5 protein-coding genes are annotated in these 16,695 nt (G+C 69.4%); 1 reads left to right on the plus strand and 4 read right to left on the minus strand.

What is annotated here, in order from left to right; genetic code table 11:
• Positions 1-39 precede the first annotated feature (39 nt).
• Both MKD38_RS16185 and oxlT read right to left on the minus strand, forming a co-directional pair.
• Positions 40-852: a helix-turn-helix domain-containing protein gene (locus MKD38_RS16185; RefSeq protein ID WP_252678243.1), complete on the minus strand. Its 813-nt coding sequence runs from the start codon at positions 850-852 to the stop codon at positions 40-42.
• Between the two features lie 162 nt (positions 853-1,014).
• Entirely contained in the window at positions 1,015-2,337 is a 1,323-nt protein-coding gene (gene oxlT / locus MKD38_RS16190) for an oxalate/formate MFS antiporter (protein WP_252678244.1), read from the minus strand.
• Positions 2,338-3,381: 1,044 nt separating this feature from the next.
• Between oxlT and MKD38_RS16195 the strand changes: the two genes are divergently transcribed.
• Positions 3,382-4,905: a Fic family protein gene (locus MKD38_RS16195; protein WP_252678246.1), complete on the plus strand. Its 1,524-nt coding sequence runs from the start codon at positions 3,382-3,384 to the stop codon at positions 4,903-4,905.
• 19 nt (positions 4,906-4,924) lie between these two features.
• On the opposite strand, the gene MKD38_RS16200 is transcribed toward MKD38_RS16195, so the two are convergent.
• Together MKD38_RS16200 and MKD38_RS16205 are read right to left on the minus strand one after the other, a co-directional pair.
• Complete coding sequence (locus MKD38_RS16200) at positions 4,925-15,622, minus strand: LWXIA domain-containing protein (RefSeq protein WP_252678248.1); 10,698 nt, start codon at positions 15,620-15,622, stop codon at positions 4,925-4,927.
• 183 nt (positions 15,623-15,805) lie between these two features.
• Positions 15,806-16,609: a putative hydro-lyase gene (locus tag MKD38_RS16205; RefSeq protein WP_252678250.1), complete on the minus strand. Its 804-nt coding sequence runs from the start codon at positions 16,607-16,609 to the stop codon at positions 15,806-15,808.
• Positions 16,610-16,695: the final 86 nt, after the last annotated feature.

Below are 16,695 nucleotides of genomic sequence, written 5' to 3' on the forward strand. Positions count from 1 at the left end.
GGAACGCTGTATTGAACGTTTGGGACGTGCCTGGCCCACTCACAGGTAGAACGCCGGCGCCCCGGCCGGGCGCTGCCCGAAGGAAGCCGCCAGCGCCGACTGCCCGCTGCGCGCATACGCGCCCGGTGTCTGCGCCACGCGGCGACGCCATGCGCGGATCTGGTGGGACTGGTCGCTGTAGCCGTGCAGCGCCTCGTCCGCGCCGCGCTGCACTGCCTGGATGCTGTGCTGCAGGCGCTCCAGCTCCATCAGCTGCTTTGGCCCCAGCCCCAGCTGCTGCGCGAACCAGCGGTTCAGCTGGCGCCGGCTGACCGCCATCAGGCTGGCGACTTCCTGTACCTGCCGCCCCTCGCGCAACAGCGCTTGGGCCGCGCGCATCGACTGCAGCGCCGCCGGCTCCCGCAGCGCCGCCAGCCGCCGCAGCAGCCACGCATCGAGCCGGGCAACGATCCGTGCCGGCATCCAGGCGGCGCTCAGGTCGGCGCTGAGCGCGTGGCTGGCACGGTCGCCCAGGTACCCGGCGAGGTCCAGCAACTGGTCCCTGCAGTCGGGCCCGATGCCGGGAAACAGCCGCGCCAGCCCGACGCCGCTCAGCATCGCCATGACGAAATACGTATCGGACCACGACTGCCAGCGCCGGCTGGCGGACTGGAAGCCCAGCAGCGACACCGTCGGCACGATGGGGCCGCCCACCATCGCGTTCGGGCGGCCGAAGTTGACCGACAGCACCGCGCCCGGGTACGGACAGGTGGTGATATCGCTGCCGGCGTAGGCGCCTTCCAGGTCCTGCACGAACCAGTAGCCGTCGACATAGGGCGTCAGGGGTGGGCACGGGGCGAGGACCTGGAACATGACGGAGGGGCGCTGGGGTGGGCACGGGCATACCTTTATCACAGGCGCCCCGCCCTCGGCGCCAACACCCGGCCCCATGAAAAAAAGCGGGCTTCCGAAGAAGCCCGCCTTTTGTTGCTACGAAGGCCCTGCAATGACTGGCGTCGCCGCCGTCATCCCCGCTCAGGCCGGTACCTGCGTTCCGGCTGCCGCCGTCTCCTTCGAGAACAGGCTCCTCGCGTTGGCGACGTGGCTCTTCAGCACCGGCCGCAGCACCATGATCGCCAGGAAGGCCGCGGTCAGGTCCATCGCGGCCACCGTGTAGAGCACGGTGGACCAGGTACCGGTCGCTTCCATCATCAGGTTGCCGATCGGCACGAACAGCGCGCCGATGCCCTTGGCGGTGTAGAGCACGCCGTAGATCTTGCCGATGTGCTTGGTGCCGAAAGCGTCGCCGGCGAGCGCCGAGAACAGCGAGTAGACCTCGCCCCAGGCCAGGAACACCACGCCGGACAGGATCAGGAACGCGTACGGGTTGCTGCCGAAGTAGCCCAGCGCGATGATGCCCAGCCCTTCGAGCGTGAAGGCGATCACCATGGTCTTTTCGCGGCCGATATTGTCCGAGATCCAGCCGAACAGCGGACGCGAGATCCCGTTCATGATCCGGTCCAGCATCAGCGCCAGCGGCAACGCGGCCATCACGAAGAAGTGCAGGTCGACCTTGAACTCCTTCACGCCGAGGTCCTTGGCGATCACGCCGAGCTGGGCCACCGCCATCATGCCGCCGGTGACGACCAGGATGAACATCACAAACATCAGCCAGAACAGCTTGGTGGACATCGCTTCCCTGAGCGTGTAATCGCGCGTGGCCTGGACCAGCTTCTGCGATGCCCTCACCTCGGTACCCTTTGGCGCGCGCAGGAACCATGCCGCGACAAAGGCGATCCCACCCTGCAGCAGGCCGAAGAACAGGAAGGTGTGCTGGAAGCCCTGCGACTCGATCATCGCCGCAATCGGCAGGATGGTCGCCGCCGAGCCCGCGCCGTAGCCGCCGGCGGTCAGGCCCACGGCCAGGCCGCGGCGGTCCGGGAACCACTTCAGGGCGTTGTTGATGCAGGTGGCATAGATCGAGCCCACGCCCAGTCCGCCCACCGCCGCGCCGACGTAGAAGCCCATCAGCGTGGTCGCCTGCGAGTTGATGCACCATGCCGCGCCGATGAACACCGCGCCGAATGCGACCATCATGCGCGGCCCGAACTTATCGATGAAGTAGCCTTCGATCGGTGCCAGCCAGGTCTGAACCAGCACAAAGACGGTAAACGCGATCTGGATGCTGGCGCGCGACCAGCCATAGGTGTCCTGGATCTCCGGGACGAACAGGGTCCAGGCGTACTGGATGTTGGCGGTGGCGATCATGCAGATCACCCCCACCACCAGCTGCATCCAGCGTGTGCCTTCCGGGACCTGGTGATTACCGCTCAGCCCCATTGCCGATGGATTACTCATTGCGCGCTCCTTGAATAGATTGGCCATTAACTCGCGACAGGGCAGAGGAATATACGGTCGCGCTGCGCCTCAGCTTAGGGGTGGCTGCTGGCATTTCATGTCTCCTAATGTCATTGGCATTTTTGCCTCTTATCTCGACGCGACCTGAGGTCTCCGCCCTCACCTCTCTCTCAAACTTAGGAGCGGCGATGGGATACACAGTATGTGATATATCAACGAAGTCAAGCGAAAGCCGGGGCAGGGTTTTCACTGAATTAATGCGAACCAGGGATGGGCGCCGGATATTCACGACAAAATCGCATCAGAAGCTGTATGCAAAATCTGGCCGCGGTGCCGGATGACGGCCGCAATGCCTTTGCTGGCGCCGAAATCCGGCGCTAGCTCCGGGATCGATGAGTACTTTTTCTGAATCCACCCCGGTCACAATGGCGCATAATCATTACAATATTGTCATGATGACAGCCGGGTCATGATTACAGAATTGTCATGGTTATCTCGCGGTCACCGTGGAAGATTCAGGCTAAATGCCTTTTATTTATCACGCGCCGACATAAAAAAAATGCCCGCAGGCGGACCTGGCGGGCTGAGGCATGGTGCGTGACATCGGCCGCAACATGTAGCTGCAGTTATAGGCGATAAATGACGCCGGTCAAATACCGGAAATGGGTTTTACGCCGATTAATCGACAAACTCAGAGAAAACCCTGAGCCAGTCTTTCAGCCGCGCCGTCGATTATGTGGAAAACCCAGCCGATTATGACAAGCCTGTCATTTTCAAGCGACGCGTAAAAACCCACGGCGTTGGCGCGACGCTGGCCGCTCCATGTAGACAAAAACGTCACCGCCGGTGCGTGGAATAGACAAAACAGCAAGCGCAGTAGAGCGCCTCGTAAAGCCGAGCCGCCGGCTGACAGCCTGACCCGCTATGCGCGAGCATCATAGATCGAATAGATAAAATTCGGCGCGGAGTAGATGTTTTGGTAAGCCCGATAGAAGCTATGGTAAGCTCCGCGGGCATCTGCCCCATCTTTCACCGGTCCCCCGCATGGCTCATGCACCACTAGGCTACGACGCCTTGATCCGCCAGTTCGGCTTGCGCGTGCCGCCCTTGCGTTGCACCTCCGCGCTGGGCGACAAGACCGGCGTGCTCAGCACGCATACCGGGCCGGACGGCACCACGCGCACGGTCTACCCGCGCAACCGCTACCGCGGCGGCGACACCACGGTGGACCACCTCACCTTTGCGCTGAAGAAGGAACAGCTCGACCTGACCGTGCTGGCGGCGCTGTTCGAGCAGCCGCAGGCGGTGCAGGAGGTGCGCGCCTGGCTGGCAGCCACGCCGACCTCGCGCTATGCCCGGCTGAGCGCCTTCTATGCCAGATGGCTGGCCGGGGCGCAGTTCGATTACAAGCTGCCCGCGGGCGCGCCGCGGGTGCTGGCGCTGGATGAGGCGGAATACGTGACCGGCCCGTCAACGCCGGACCTGCAGTTTGGCATCCAGAACAATCACCTCGGGCCGGCGGCATTCTGCCCGGTGGTGCGCCGTACCGAGAAGCTCGCGCGCTGGCTTGCCGCCGACCTGCCCGGCCGTGTGGGCAGTGCCATCCGGCGCCTGGAGCCCGAGTTGCTGGCGCGCGCGGTGGATTATCTCTACCTGGCCGAGACCCGCTCGACCTATTCGATCGAGCATGAGATTCCCGATAACCAGCGCGTCGCCAAGTTCCGGCGGCTGCTGGAATATGCCGGCCAGCGCGCGCCGCTGACCGAAGCGCAGCTGTGCGAATGGCAGAACGAGATCATCTCGGGCCTGCGCGCCGAATACAGCTTCCGCGACCAGCAGAACTGGCTGTCGCGCGGCGGGCGGCTGCGCAATATCGCGGACTATATTCCGCCGCCGCCGGCGCAGCTGGGCGCGATGATGGACGGCATAGCCGCGGTCGCGGCACTGGTCGAGTCCCACGCGGCAAACCCGATCGTGGTGGCGGCCTGCGTGTCGTTCGGCTTTGTCTTTGCGCACCCGTTCTATGACGGCAACGGCCGCCTGCATCGCTTCCTGATCCACCACCTGCTGCGCCAGGCCGGCGTCACGCCCGAGGGCGTGGTGCTGCCGGTGTCGGCGCGCATGCTCAAGCAGCTCGACGTCTACGCTGGCTTGCTGAAGGCCTATTCCGCGCCGCGTACCGCGCTGCTCAATTACGCGCTGGATGCGGACAGCGACACCATCCTGATCAAGTCGCCGCAGCCCTACTGGCTCTATGCCTCGTTCGACGCCACCGCGCTGTGCGAATTCGTGTTCGAGTGCATCGAGCAATGCGTCGAGCAGGACCTGGCGCAGGAGATCCAGTACCTGCGCGCGTACGACGCCAGCGTGACCCGGCTCGAAAGCTGGCTCGACCTGCGCCAGTCGCGGCTGTCGAACCTGATCGACCTGATCGTGCAGAACCACGGCGAGCTGTCGCGGCGCAAGCGCAAGCTGTTCGAGGACATCACCGACGACGAGCTCGCCCGCATCGAAACGGTGGTGCGCGACGAGTTCGCGGACTACCTGGAGCGCCACGCCAGCAACTGAAGCGCGCCCCCCCGCGGCCCTATCGCGTCACGTCGAGTTCCCAGCCAGGCTCCAGGTGGTCCGGGTTGTCGGCCAGCCGATAGCGCGGATTCAGGTTGATCAGTTCGCGCAGCGCGAAGTTGGCCACCTGCTGGTCCGGCGTCATCGCCTGCGCCCGCGCCTCGGCCTTCTGGCCGTCGGACAGCAGCGTGTCGAGATGCGCGCCGGCGATGCCCCATAGCGTGGAACCGGCGACGTGGTCCGGGCTGTGGGGCTGCACGCTTACCGATCCGGATGCGGGGCGCTCCCTCGGGGTCTCGCTGGGCGGTTCTTTCGGTGGGTCCTTCGGCGGGGTGGATCCGCCGGGATCGGTGGTCGGCGGGGCCGGCGGAGTCGAGGGGCCGCCGCTGGGCGTCGGCGTCGGCCGCGGCGCGCCCTTGTCCTCGTCCTTGAACAGCTCCACCAGGATCTTGGCGCCGAAGTTGACGATCACGCCGCCGCCCAATAGCACCAGCCCCTTGGGCATGGCGCGGCCGAAGAAATCCCATTTCTGCGCCAGCCATGGCGTGACCGGCTTGTCCACGGCGTCGGGATCGGCGGCCTTTGCCAGCCGGTTTTTCTCGGCATTGATCAGCTTCTGCTCGTTGCGCGACTGCAGGTGCGCGCCGATGCCGAACACCGCCAGGCTGCCTGCCTCGATCGCGCCGACCACGCCGCCGGTATGCACCATGTCGGCCACGGCCAGTGGCACCGCGCCGACCGAATATGCGTTCATCACGAACTTGCGCAGTCGCGCGCCCAGCAGCGCGGGTTGTGCCAGCCCGCTGTGATAGCCCGCGCGGGCGGCGAAATTGACCGTGCTCAGCACCGAATTGGCGGCCAGGAACACCGCGTTGCTATAGGTCAGCGGCTCGCCGATCTGGGTCACGCCGTGCTCGCCGAACCACAGCATGGTGTTGCCGTTGTTGATCGCCAGCGTGGTCAGCTGCAGCGCGTCGTTGACCTGCCCGGCGCGGGTATCGGGCGTCAGCAGCGAGGCACCGATGGTGCCGATCACCGCCTGCGCCTCGCGGATCTTGTCCGCGGCCTCGGGCAGGTCCTTCTTGTCGGCATGGTGGGCGTAGGCGTCCAGCTGGTCGAGCGCCCTGGCAAACTTCTGCTGGTTCGCCTCGTTGATGCCCCACGCCGCGGTGCCGGGCTTCTCGGTCAGCGCGCGCCGCAGCCAGGCGATATCGGCGGGCGCGTGCGTGCCGGCGCGCCGGATCACCTTGTTGGCATGCACGGTGCGCCCCATCGCCACGCTGCCGCGGTAGATGAAGCAGCCGGCGCTGGTCAGCACCAGGTTGGCACCGGTCTGCGCCGAGATCGCCGCGGCGCCGGAAGCCGCGGCGAAGGTGCCGGCGGCCGACACCGCCAGCGCGGTGCGCACCTTCCACGGCCGCGGGCCATTGCTGCCGGGCGGCGGTGTGTTTGCGGCCGGGCCATGCGAGATGGTGGCGCGCACGACCCCGCCCTCGCCGCCCTGGGTGCCGTCGCTCGCCCTGGCGCGCGCGGCCTGCTGCATCCGGTCCAGCATGCGGTACACGGCGCTGCCTTGCGACGCATCCGAGCCGGTCTCGACATGGGTCAGGTCGGCCACCTTGACCGTACCGTCCGGGAACAGCGCGAACTCCACGTCGCCCAGGTGCAGGCTGCGCGTCTTCATGGTGTCGACCAGCGCGGCGATATCGTGCGCCGAGCGGTCGTTGAGCAGCGCGGCATGCTCGGGCCGCAACTGGCCGGCAGCGTCGAACAGGTCCTTGGTGCTGGCCGCGTAGCGTTCGTAGCCGATGGCCGGGCGCCCGAACGCCTCGAGCGACGCCGGCCCGAAGCTGCGCACGGTCTGGAGCCCGTGCGTGCCGGCGGCGTCGGCCATGGCGGCGCGCTCGCCGTGCACCATGTCGCCCAGCCAGGCCTCGTTGGCAATGCCGACCGCCAGGTCCTTGCCCAGCGCGAACACGGTCTTGGCGCCGCCGCTGCCCAGCCGCGGGCCCAGGTAGGTTTCCAGTTGCACCCGTTCGCGGGTGCCATCGGGCCGGCGCAGGAACACGTTGCCGTGGTGGTCGATCTTGAAGCTGTGGCCGGCGTAGGGGTCGGGCTGCGGCGAAAGGCGGCGCCAGCGGCCCGGCTGCGCCAGGTCGATCTGGCTCTTGCCGGGGTCGTGCGCGTAGGCGCCGCGGCGCAGCGCGAACTCCGGCACAAGCACCTCGGTCCTCATCACGTCGGCCACCTGCTGCGCCAGCATGCGTCCCTGCGGCGCGTGCGCGCCGTCCAGCGCCAGCACGATGGGCTGGCCGGGCTCCCAGTCGTGCGCCAGCTGGAAGGCGAGCTCGTGGGCGCCGATGCCCTCGCCCCCCTCGCCACGCAAGCCGCCTTCAGGGCGTACGGCCCCGACCACCACCAGATGATCCCTGGGCGCGTTGACGCGCACCGCCGCCTCGCCCAGCGCCAGTTCGGCCCAGCGGTCCGGCGCCTGGCGCCAGCTGGCCGGCACCGGATCGCCGGCGGCGCGCGCGCCATGCTGGCGCACCGGCTTGCCGCCGCGGGTGACCGCCACCACTGGCAGCGCCGGCATGGCGCCGTGGAAGCGGCCGCCGTCCTGCACATGCACCGGCGCGCCGGAAGCGGCCATGGCGGCGGCATCGGCGGCCACGCGCAGGCGCGCGCCATAGGCCAGGTCGCTGCCCGGCGCGCGGAACGCGTCCACGTCGAGCCGGCCGTCGGCGCCGTAGACGCGCGCGTTCAGGCCGGTGGCCAGTTGCTGCACCAGCGACACCGCGCCGTCCTGCCCGTAGCAGCCGTACAGCACCACCGGCATGCCTTCCTGGTAGTCCGGATGCGCGCGGATGCGGTCGATCACCGCCGGCGCATCGAGCAACGGCCGCGGTCCATCGTCGCGGCCGCCGGTCCGCATCGCGATGCCGCCGAACAGCCCCTCGGCGCGCACGGTGAAATGCCCGGGAATCTGCGGCACCGACACCGCCACCGCCTCGTCGCCAAAGGTCTTCTGCCCCGCCTGCTGCGCCAGGTCCAGGTCCGCGCGCCCGCGCGGAAACTGCTCCAGCTGGGCCAGCACGTCGATGCGGCGGCCGTCCTGCTGGCGCACCAGCGGCAGGCCGGCGCGGAAGTCGTCGGGCAGCGCGGCGCGGATCTCGCCGTGGTAATCCGGATTGAGCGCAAACCCGTCCGCGTGCGGCTGGTGCCCGCGCAGCGACAGCGGCACCGTGCCGATCACGCTGCGCGCGTCGACCGCGCCATGCCGCGCCGCCTCGCGCTGCGAAACGATGGCGATGCGGAAGTTGCCGCCCGCCTGCAGCGCCGGGCCCAGGTCGCGCATGGCCTGCTGCAGCGACAGGAACGACGCTTCCGGCAGGCCCGCGCGCAGCGGCACCGACAGCCCATCGCCATGGGTCACCACGTAGTGCACGCCGGCCAGGCGCCCGCCGGAGCCGTGGATGCCGTCGACCGTGGCCTCGATCGCGGCACGGCTCGGCGCGCCATCGCGCACGGACCAGCTGCCGTCACGAATCTCCGGCCGCGCCGCGGGCATCGCCGCCGGCGGGCTGCCCGCGTCGTCGGCGCGGCTTGCCGAAGCGGCCTTGCGCGGCAGCTGCCCGCCGTGCGCGACCACCGCTTCGGCGGCATCCGCCAGCGGCGTGCGCGCCAGCGCCGGCCCGCCCGGCAGCGGCGCGCGCGCGGCACCCGGCCCGCGCGGCTGGCCGCCGGCGGCGGCGCGTCCGTACAGCGTGATCACCGCCTGATGCACCTCGGTCGAGAAGCCATCCACCGTTGCCACCCGCTCGCGCGACACGCCGTCGACGGCGCCGGCATCGGCCGCGGCCTGCAGCACGCGACCCAGTTCCTCGGGGCTCTGGAAGCGTTCCGGCATATTGCCCCGGCGCAGCAGCAGCGCCGACACCGCATACGCGCCCCAGTTCGACACGCTGGCGGTAACCACATGGTCCACCGGCACCACCGCGGCGATATCGCTGCCGTCGAGCGCGCGCGGGATCAGCCCGCCGACGCCGCCCATGCCGGCCTCGTTGCCGCCGTCGCCGACGCCCAGGGTCTCGATGCCGTCGATGGCATTGGCTTCCAGCACGATCTGGTCCAGCGCCGGGTTGAAGTCGTCGATGCCGATGCCGCGCATATTGTGCTTGGTGCCGCGCGCGCTGCGCGACGGCAGCTCGATCGCCATCACCCGGTCGGGGCCGACCTCGCGCAACAGCGCGCGCGCCGGTTCGGCGGCGCGGCCCACCGGTGCATCGAACACGCGGATATTGTCGAGCGGCTCGCCCATCTCGCGCAGGATGCCTTCCAGGATCGGCCGGTTGGCCGAATCGACCACGTAGGTCACCTGCTTGCCGCGCAGCCGCAGCGCGCGGCCCAGTTCCGCGGTGCCCGGGGGCCCGTCGGTTTCCGGCATGTCCTTGGCCACCGAGAAGCCGGTCACCAGCATCACGTTGCTGGCGTCTTCCAGCGACGCCGCCGCGCGCTCGGCCCCTCCCGGCATGTAGAACTCGCGCAGGCCGCGGCCGATGTAGTTGAAGCTGACGCGGTCGACCGGCGACAGGTGGCGCCCGCCGTCCACCAGCGCCAGCGCCGGCGACACGTCGGCGGCCTCGCCGAAGGCGGTCTTGAACACGCGGATGTCGGGGCGCCGTCCCATCGCGTGCGCCAGGCCGGACACCCGCGACGGCTGGCCGGTGGTGAAGACGATGGTCGGCAGGGTCTTGTCGTCGGGCACCGCCGACGGGTCCAGCGGCTGCTCCAGCAGTGCGCTGCGGTCGATCAGGCCCTGGTCGACCAGCATCTCCACGCCCTTGCGCGCCTGGTACTGCATCGGGTCGATCAGCCTGACGTCGCTGCGGCCGATGGCATCGAGCTGCTGGCGCACCAGCGTCTCCAGCGCGGGGTAGTGGGTGCAGCAGAACCACAGCGAGGTGGCGTCGGCCGGGATCTGCTCGGCGTTGATGTATTTGGCCACCAGCCCCTTGAGCTGGTCCAGCTTTGCGCCGTCGGCCAGGTGCATCAGGTTGTTGACCGCATCGGCCCACTCGGTCGCGCCGATCTCCTTGACCGTGACGCTGCCGCCGCTGGCCTCGGCCACCGCTTCCAGGTAGGCGTGCAGCTTGACCGTGCCGGGCGTGGCCACCACCACCGGGCGCGCGCCGCCCTCGGTGACGATCTTGGGCGCGGTCTGCATGATCAGGTTGACCACCTTGGCCTGGTGGGTGCCGGCCAGCGCCTCGGGAAACGCCGTGCACGCGGTGTTGCAGGCAAACAGGTCGACCGCGCCCTTGGCCTTCTGCGCCGCGACCACGCCGGCATGGACCAGGTTGACCAGGTCGCCGCGCTCGCGTCCGCCGTAGGTGCCGGCGGCATGGTCGGTAAAGGCCACCACCTGCACCGCCTTGCCGGTCATGGCATAGGTGTGGCGCGCGATGTTCTGCGCGGCCAGCAGGCCGCCGTTGCTGGAATCGAAGGCGGTGATGACGATCGCATCGTCCTGCACGCGGATGCCGAAGTCGGCCGGGTCGATGCCGTCGGGCAGGAAGCGCCGCTGGATGCCCTCGAACAGCTGCGCCATGTCCAGGCCCGCGGGCAGGCGCTCGGACGCCTTCTGCAGCAGCTCGTAGACCCCCTTCTGCACGGTCTTGTCGTAGCCGCGCACGCTGGTGGCGCCGACTTCCAGCGTGACGCCGTCGCGCGCCTTGTGGCGCGCCATGGTGTCGAGCAGCGCGCCCACGGTTTCCACGCTCGGCATGCCGCTGTCGCGGCCCAGCGCGCGCTGCACGCCGAAGCCGATCGCCTGCGCCGCCAGGTTGGAGTTCATGCCCGTCACCAGGTGGTCGGCGCCGACGTCGGACCAGCTGTCGGCCAGCTGCTCGGTCACCGCCATGTCGCGCAGCAGGCGGTCGCGCGCGGCGCGCATGCCGGCCTCGTTGCCGTGGTCGCCGACGGCAATGGTGACCATGTCGGCAATGTCGTTGGCGTCGATCAGCAACTGGTCGAGCATGGCATTGCCGCGCACCCGCTCGCCGTTCTGCAGCCGGTATTCGTTGTTGGTGTTGCGCCCGGCCACTTCCACCGCCACCACCGCCTGCGGCTTGTGCATCGCCAGCAGCGCGCGCGACTGGCGCCCGGCGCTGGCGAAGTCGCGGGCCGAGAAGGTCTCGACGCGCGCATTGGGCTGGTTCAGGTCCTGGCGCAGCATCTTGCGCAGCGTGCGCGCATGGGCGCGGTCGGTGACATAGACCACGTCCTTGCCCAGCGAGGCCAGGTAGGCGCCCAGCGAGGCCGCCCCGACCGGGCCGTTGGTCTCGGCGCGGCCATGGGCGGTCAGCGGGCCGGTGACGATCATCACCGAGTCCAGGTCCGCCAGCGCGCGTGCGGCCATCTCGGCGCCGTAGGGCACGCCGATGTTCTCCATGCTGCCGTCGATCCACAGCACGTTGTCCAGCGGCGAGATCGCGTTCTGCCGCAGCGACATGCGCGCGGGCGCTTCGGGCCCGTCGGCATGCGCCACCACCGCGGGGCCATGGCGTATCGTGCGGCGCTGCACGCCGGCCTCGCCCTCGGCCATGGGGTGGCGCGGCGCGCGCGCCAGCGCCGGCGTGCCGCTGGCAGTGCGGCGGCGCGAGGCCGGCACGGGCGCGTCGGTGCGGCCGCTGCCGCCGCGCTCGCCCGACGGGTTGCGCGCGGCGGACTCCGTCGCGTAGCGCGCCATGGCCCGGCTCATGGCGCGGTCCATCATGCCGTGGATCACCCGTTCCTGCAGCATCGCGCCGCGCGTGACCGCCATGTCGAAGGCCGCGGCGGTGCTGAGCCTGGCCGATTGCCAGGGCGTGAGCCGGTGCGGCGTGCGCAGGTCGCGGGCTGGAGCCGTGCCGCCGTCGCTCGTCGGCCTGGCGGAGCCGTTGCTGCGCTCCGGCGTCGCGGCTCTGGCCGCGCCCGGGGCGGGTTCGCCTTCGGCCTGCCTGCCGGAACGGCCGGAATGGCCATCGGCGTCGGTGCGCGCGACCGGCTGGCCCTCGACGTCGCGCCCGGCCGTGCCCCGGCGCGTGGTGGGCCGCGTCGCGGCGGGCACGCCATCGCCGTCCCGGAACGCCCCCAGCGCGTCCGGCGCCACGCCGCGCGCCGGTCCGCCGACGCCGGCCGGGTCGCCCGCGCCGACGCCGCGCCCGCGCATCCCCTGGTAGCCGTCGCGCACGGATTCGCCGATACGCTTCTGCACCGCCATCGGCAGCATCTGCGTGGCACCCATCAGCAGCATGGCGCCGTTCTGCAGTTTCTCCGACACGCTCATCTCGCTGCCATGCTCGGCGAACATGGCTGCCTGCTGCAGCGTCTGCACGCCGCCGATGCCGAAGCCCACGCCATTGAGCACGCGGCTGGCGCTGCCGTAGTGGCCGGCGCTTTGGGTCAGCATGCCGCCCGCCATCTGGCGCAGCGGATTGGTGCTGCCAGCGAGCCGGGTGCCCGCGTTCATCGCCAGCGCGCCGGTCTTGGCCAGGCCCATGCCGCCCATGCCCGCCAGCGAGCCGGCCACGTTGAGCCACTGCGCCATCGCTTCCTGGCTGGCGAAGGGATTGACCGACCGGCCATGGTCCGCAATATTGTCCAGCGCGGCCCACGAGGTGCCGACGCCGTACCCCATGCTGCCCACCATGCCGACCCACGCCGCGGCCACCAGCGGCGTCAGCGTGCCGCCCGAGGCCACCGCCAGCACCCCGCCCGCGACCGCGCCGACCGCGGCCACGCCCAGGTTGACCCAGCCCCACACCTTCTCGCTGGTGGTGACGATATGCGCGTCCATCGAGGCATAGCTCGCATGGCCGTCGCGGCCCAGCTCCAGGTTCTCGGCAAAGTAGACCGTGCCCTTGTCGGAGAGCAGGTTGTTCTCCTGGAAATCGCGCTTCGCGTCCAGTTCCTCCTTGCCGTAGACCGAGCCCTGGTCGTCCACCCACAGGGTCTTGCCGTCCTTGCCCTCGAACTCGAACACCGCGGTCTGGTACGGCACCCCGCCGGGCCCGGCCACGTACATCGGGATCGCCTTGACCGTGGTACCGGCCCTGGCGTCGGCGGCGATCTGTTCGCGGATCGCGTTGGCGTCGCCCTGCGGCGCGCCCAGGGCGATGGCCTCGGACAGCCCCTCTTCGTCCGAGGCCTTCGCGCTGAGTTCTTCCTTGCGCATCGCCAGGCTGTCGAAGGTCTGCCGCAGGATCTCGTCCTTGTCGAGCTCGAAGCGCTGGTTGGCCTCCTTCGCCTCCTCGGTGCCGGCGTAGTCCTCGCTGCCGCGCTGCACCGCATTGCGCAGGTAGACGTCGGACATCACCGGCGCGTCCTTGCTCGACTTCAGCGACTGCTCGAACGCCGCCGACAGCCCGATGTGGCCCTTGGCGGCCGCGTCCTGGGCGCCGCCATAGATGCGTCCCTGGCGCGACGAGCCGCCCTGGTTCATCATCATCAGCATGCTGACCTCGTTGTCGCGATCGGTCAGCCAGCTGGCCGTGCTGGTCGCGGCCGGGGCCGTGCCGGGCTTGGCCTGCGGGTTGCGCGCATGGTAGCCGGCATCGGCCGCATCGACCAGCGCCGACAGGCCATGGTAGAAGTCGTCCCAGTCGTTGTATCCGGGCGACTGGCTGTTGTTGCGCCCGGTCCAGTCGTTGCTGTACTCGGTCTTCACCGTATCCAGCAGCGTGCCGGCGTCTTCCTCGATCAGGTGCGGCGCCACTTCCTGCAGGTACACGCCGACCTTGTCGGCGTACATCTTCTCCTGGCCGATAATGGGCCGGCCCTCGTCGTCGTGGGTCTTGTTCTTCAGGTCCAGGTCCATCGACGCTTCGATCTGCGCCTTGAACAGGTCGCTGCTGAAGCGGTCGTTGTGCACGTCGACGTAGAGCTGGCGCTCCTCGGGCGTCTGCGCGGCATCGGCGCCGGCCTTGCGGATCTGCAGCGCGCCGGTGACGTCGCCGCTGTCCAGCTTCTGCGCGATGCCGCGGGTCATGGCATCCACCCGCAGCGGCACCGAACCCTCCATGAAGCCGAGCATCCGGTTCAGGCCGCTGGCGGCCTGGTCGCGTTCCGCCTGGCTGAGCTTGGGATCCTCGCTGCGCGCCTTGAGCTGCTCGACGGTGTAGCCGAGCAGGCCTTTTTCGGCGACGCCCTTGTCGTAGGCGATCCGGGCCGGGTCGGTCGCTGGCAGGTCGGGGGCCGGCACCAGGGCGTCCGCGCCCAGCGCCTTGAACATGACGTAGCCGGCCGGGTTGTGTTCCATCAGCGCGCGCTCGGCCTGCGGCAGGTCGCGCGGCGTGGTGGAGTTGGGATCGGTCCTGGCCTGGGGATCCAGCGTCAGCCCCTGCGCCTGCGCCATCGCCAGCGTGGTCGGGTCGTTCTGCGCCAGCTTGCGCTCGAAGTCGGTCGACGGCGTCAGGTGCTCCATCTCGCCGGCGATGCGCCCGCGCAGGTCGATCCGGTCGATCAGCTGGCCCATGCCGCCCTCGGTGCCATAGCGCGCCTTCAGGTCCTGCACCGCCTGCGCGCGATAGCTGTCCGGCACCTTGACGCCCTGGCCCGACGCCAGCGCCTGCAGCTGCGCGTCGGCGTCGCTGACCTTGCCGTTGGCCAGGGTCAGGTCGTACGAGCGGTCCGCCATCGAGATGGTGCGGTCGTGCGGATCGTTGCGCAGGTCCTTCAGGGCCTGGTCGGCGTCCTGCTTGTAGCCGTTCGCCGCGACCGTGTCGATCTCTTTCTGCATGGCGGCGAGGAAGGTCTCCTCGGCCTTTACCCGTTCCTGCTGTGCCTGCTCATGGGCGTCGCGCGCAGCCACCAGCTGGTCATCGGCCTCGAGCTCGAAGCGCCGGATGCCGCCGGGGATCTTCAGGTAGGCGGCCTGTTCCTCGTCGACCCTGGCGGCGGCCTGCTGCTCTTTTTCCTGCGCCAGCACCACGTTGAAGCGCGCGCCCTGGGTGTCGCGTGCCTGCTGCGTGCTCTCGGTCTTCAGGAATTGCGTCTTGGTCTCTTCGATATTCAGCGCGACATTGGGATCGTCATAGCGCTTGCGGATCTCCTCGGCCTTGGCCTCGACCGCGGCCTTGACATCCCCGCCGGTGGCCGCGGCGTTGTTGGCGGCCACGCGCAGTTCGTTCTGCGCGCCGCCCATCACGTTGCCGTACTTCAGGCCCAGCGGCTGCCACTGCTTGTCGGTCATGGCGCGGCCGTCGAGATCGGCCACGACCTTGTCATAGGCGTCCTGCGCTTGCTGCTGCCAGCCATCGGTCAGCGCCTTCGCATCGTTTTCCTTCTTCTTGCGCGCTTCCTCGGCGGGGTCGGTCTTCGGTTTTTCCGGCGCCGGCGCATCGACCTGCATGGCCTTGGGCGACTGCGCGCCGGTGGCGTTGGCGGTGTAGAGCGCCGGCGTCACCACCGCCGCCTGCGGCTTGTCGGGCTGGTCCGCGGGTCTGGCCTGCTGATTTTGTTGGGTTTGTTGCGACTGTTGCGACTGTTGCGCCTGCTGCGTGTTCTGGGTGTCTTGCTGGCGCTGGATCTCGCGCGCCTCGGCGGCGCGCTGGGCGCGTTCGGCAGCTTCGCGGGCGGCCCGTTCGGCGGCCTCGCGCGCGGCTTCGGCGGCGGCGCGGGCCGCGGCCTCGGCGGCCGCGCGCGCGGCCGCCCGGATGGCATCCATGAAATCCAGCATGACGCAAGTCTCCTGGCGACGCCGGCGCGTGCCGGCAGGTCAGACGGTTGCCGATGCCCTGGCGCGCGGCCGAAGCCATGCGCAAGCAGCGGGCAAGCCGCGGGCATCATGCGCGCCGATTCTGCGCGCGTCGGCGGCGCAGGCCAACTATGGGAATTCGTAGGGCCTGCGCCGGCAGATTGGCTACAGGCGGTTGTTGTCGAGGTCGGTCACCAGCATGCAGCCGGGCGCATGGGTGATGCAGATCTCCGGCCGCGCCTCGCGGATCACCGCCTGGGGCGTGACCCCGCAGGCCCAGAACACCGGGATTTCATCGGCGTCGAGCGGCACCGCGTCGCCGTAGTCGGGCGATTCGATATCCTCGATGCCGATCAGCCGCGGGTCGCCGATATGCACCGGCGCGCCATGCACGTCGGGATAGCGCGCGGTGATCTCGGTGGCCAGGATCGCATCGGCGGCCTTGAGCGGGCGCATCGACACCACCAGCTTGCCCGACAGCCGGCCCGCCGGCCGGGTCTCGATCGCGGTGCGGTACATGGCCACGTTGCGGCCCAGGTTGATGTGCTTGAGCGGCACGTTGGCCGCTAGCAGCGCCTGCTCGAACGAGAACGAGCAGCCGATGGCAAAGGCGACGAAGTCGTCGCGCCACAGCTCGGTGATGCCGGTGGTCTCGCGGTAGGCGTTGCCGTCGCGGTAGACCCGGTACATCGGCACGTCGGTGCGGATGTCGACATCGCGCCCGAGGTTGCGGAACACCGGGTCGCCCGGATCGGTCACGTCGATCAGCGGGCAGGCCTTGCGGTTGAGCGCGCAGAACTGCAGGAAGTCATAGGCCCAGTCGCGCGTCAGGATCACGATATTGGCCTGCACGTGGCCGCGCGCCAGGCCGCTGGTGTGGCCGTGGTAGCGGCCCGCGCGGATCAGCTGGCGCAGTGCGGCGGGGTCTTCGGGCAGGAGCGAGGCGGCGTGCTGGAGCGGCTGGTTCATGGTCGGCAGGCAGGCGCCGGGCGGCGCGCAAAGTCGGGTTGACCTGCCGATTCTGGGCGCCCGCCGGCGCCGGCGTCCAACAAATC

Source organism: Cupriavidus sp. WGlv3 (assembly GCF_023952475.1).
Lineage (GTDB): Bacteria > Pseudomonadota > Gammaproteobacteria > Burkholderiales > Burkholderiaceae > Cupriavidus > Cupriavidus phytorum.

Bases quoted from the DNA above. Each gene is read 5' to 3' on its own strand.
- MKD38_RS16195 (WP_252678246.1), top strand. From the start codon at position 3,382: ATGGCTCATGCACCACTAGGCTACGACGCCTTGATCCGCCAGTTCGGC.
- MKD38_RS16200 (WP_252678248.1), bottom strand. From the start codon at position 15,622: ATGCTGGATTTCATGGATGCCATCCGGGCGGCCGCGCGCGCGGCCGCC.
- MKD38_RS16205 (WP_252678250.1), bottom strand. From the start codon at position 16,609: ATGAACCAGCCGCTCCAGCACGCCGCCTCGCTCCTGCCCGAAGACCCC.
- oxlT (WP_252678244.1), bottom strand. From the start codon at position 2,337: ATGAGTAATCCATCGGCAATGGGGCTGAGCGGTAATCACCAGGTCCCG.
- MKD38_RS16185 (WP_252678243.1), bottom strand. From the start codon at position 852: ATGTTCCAGGTCCTCGCCCCGTGCCCACCCCTGACGCCCTATGTCGAC.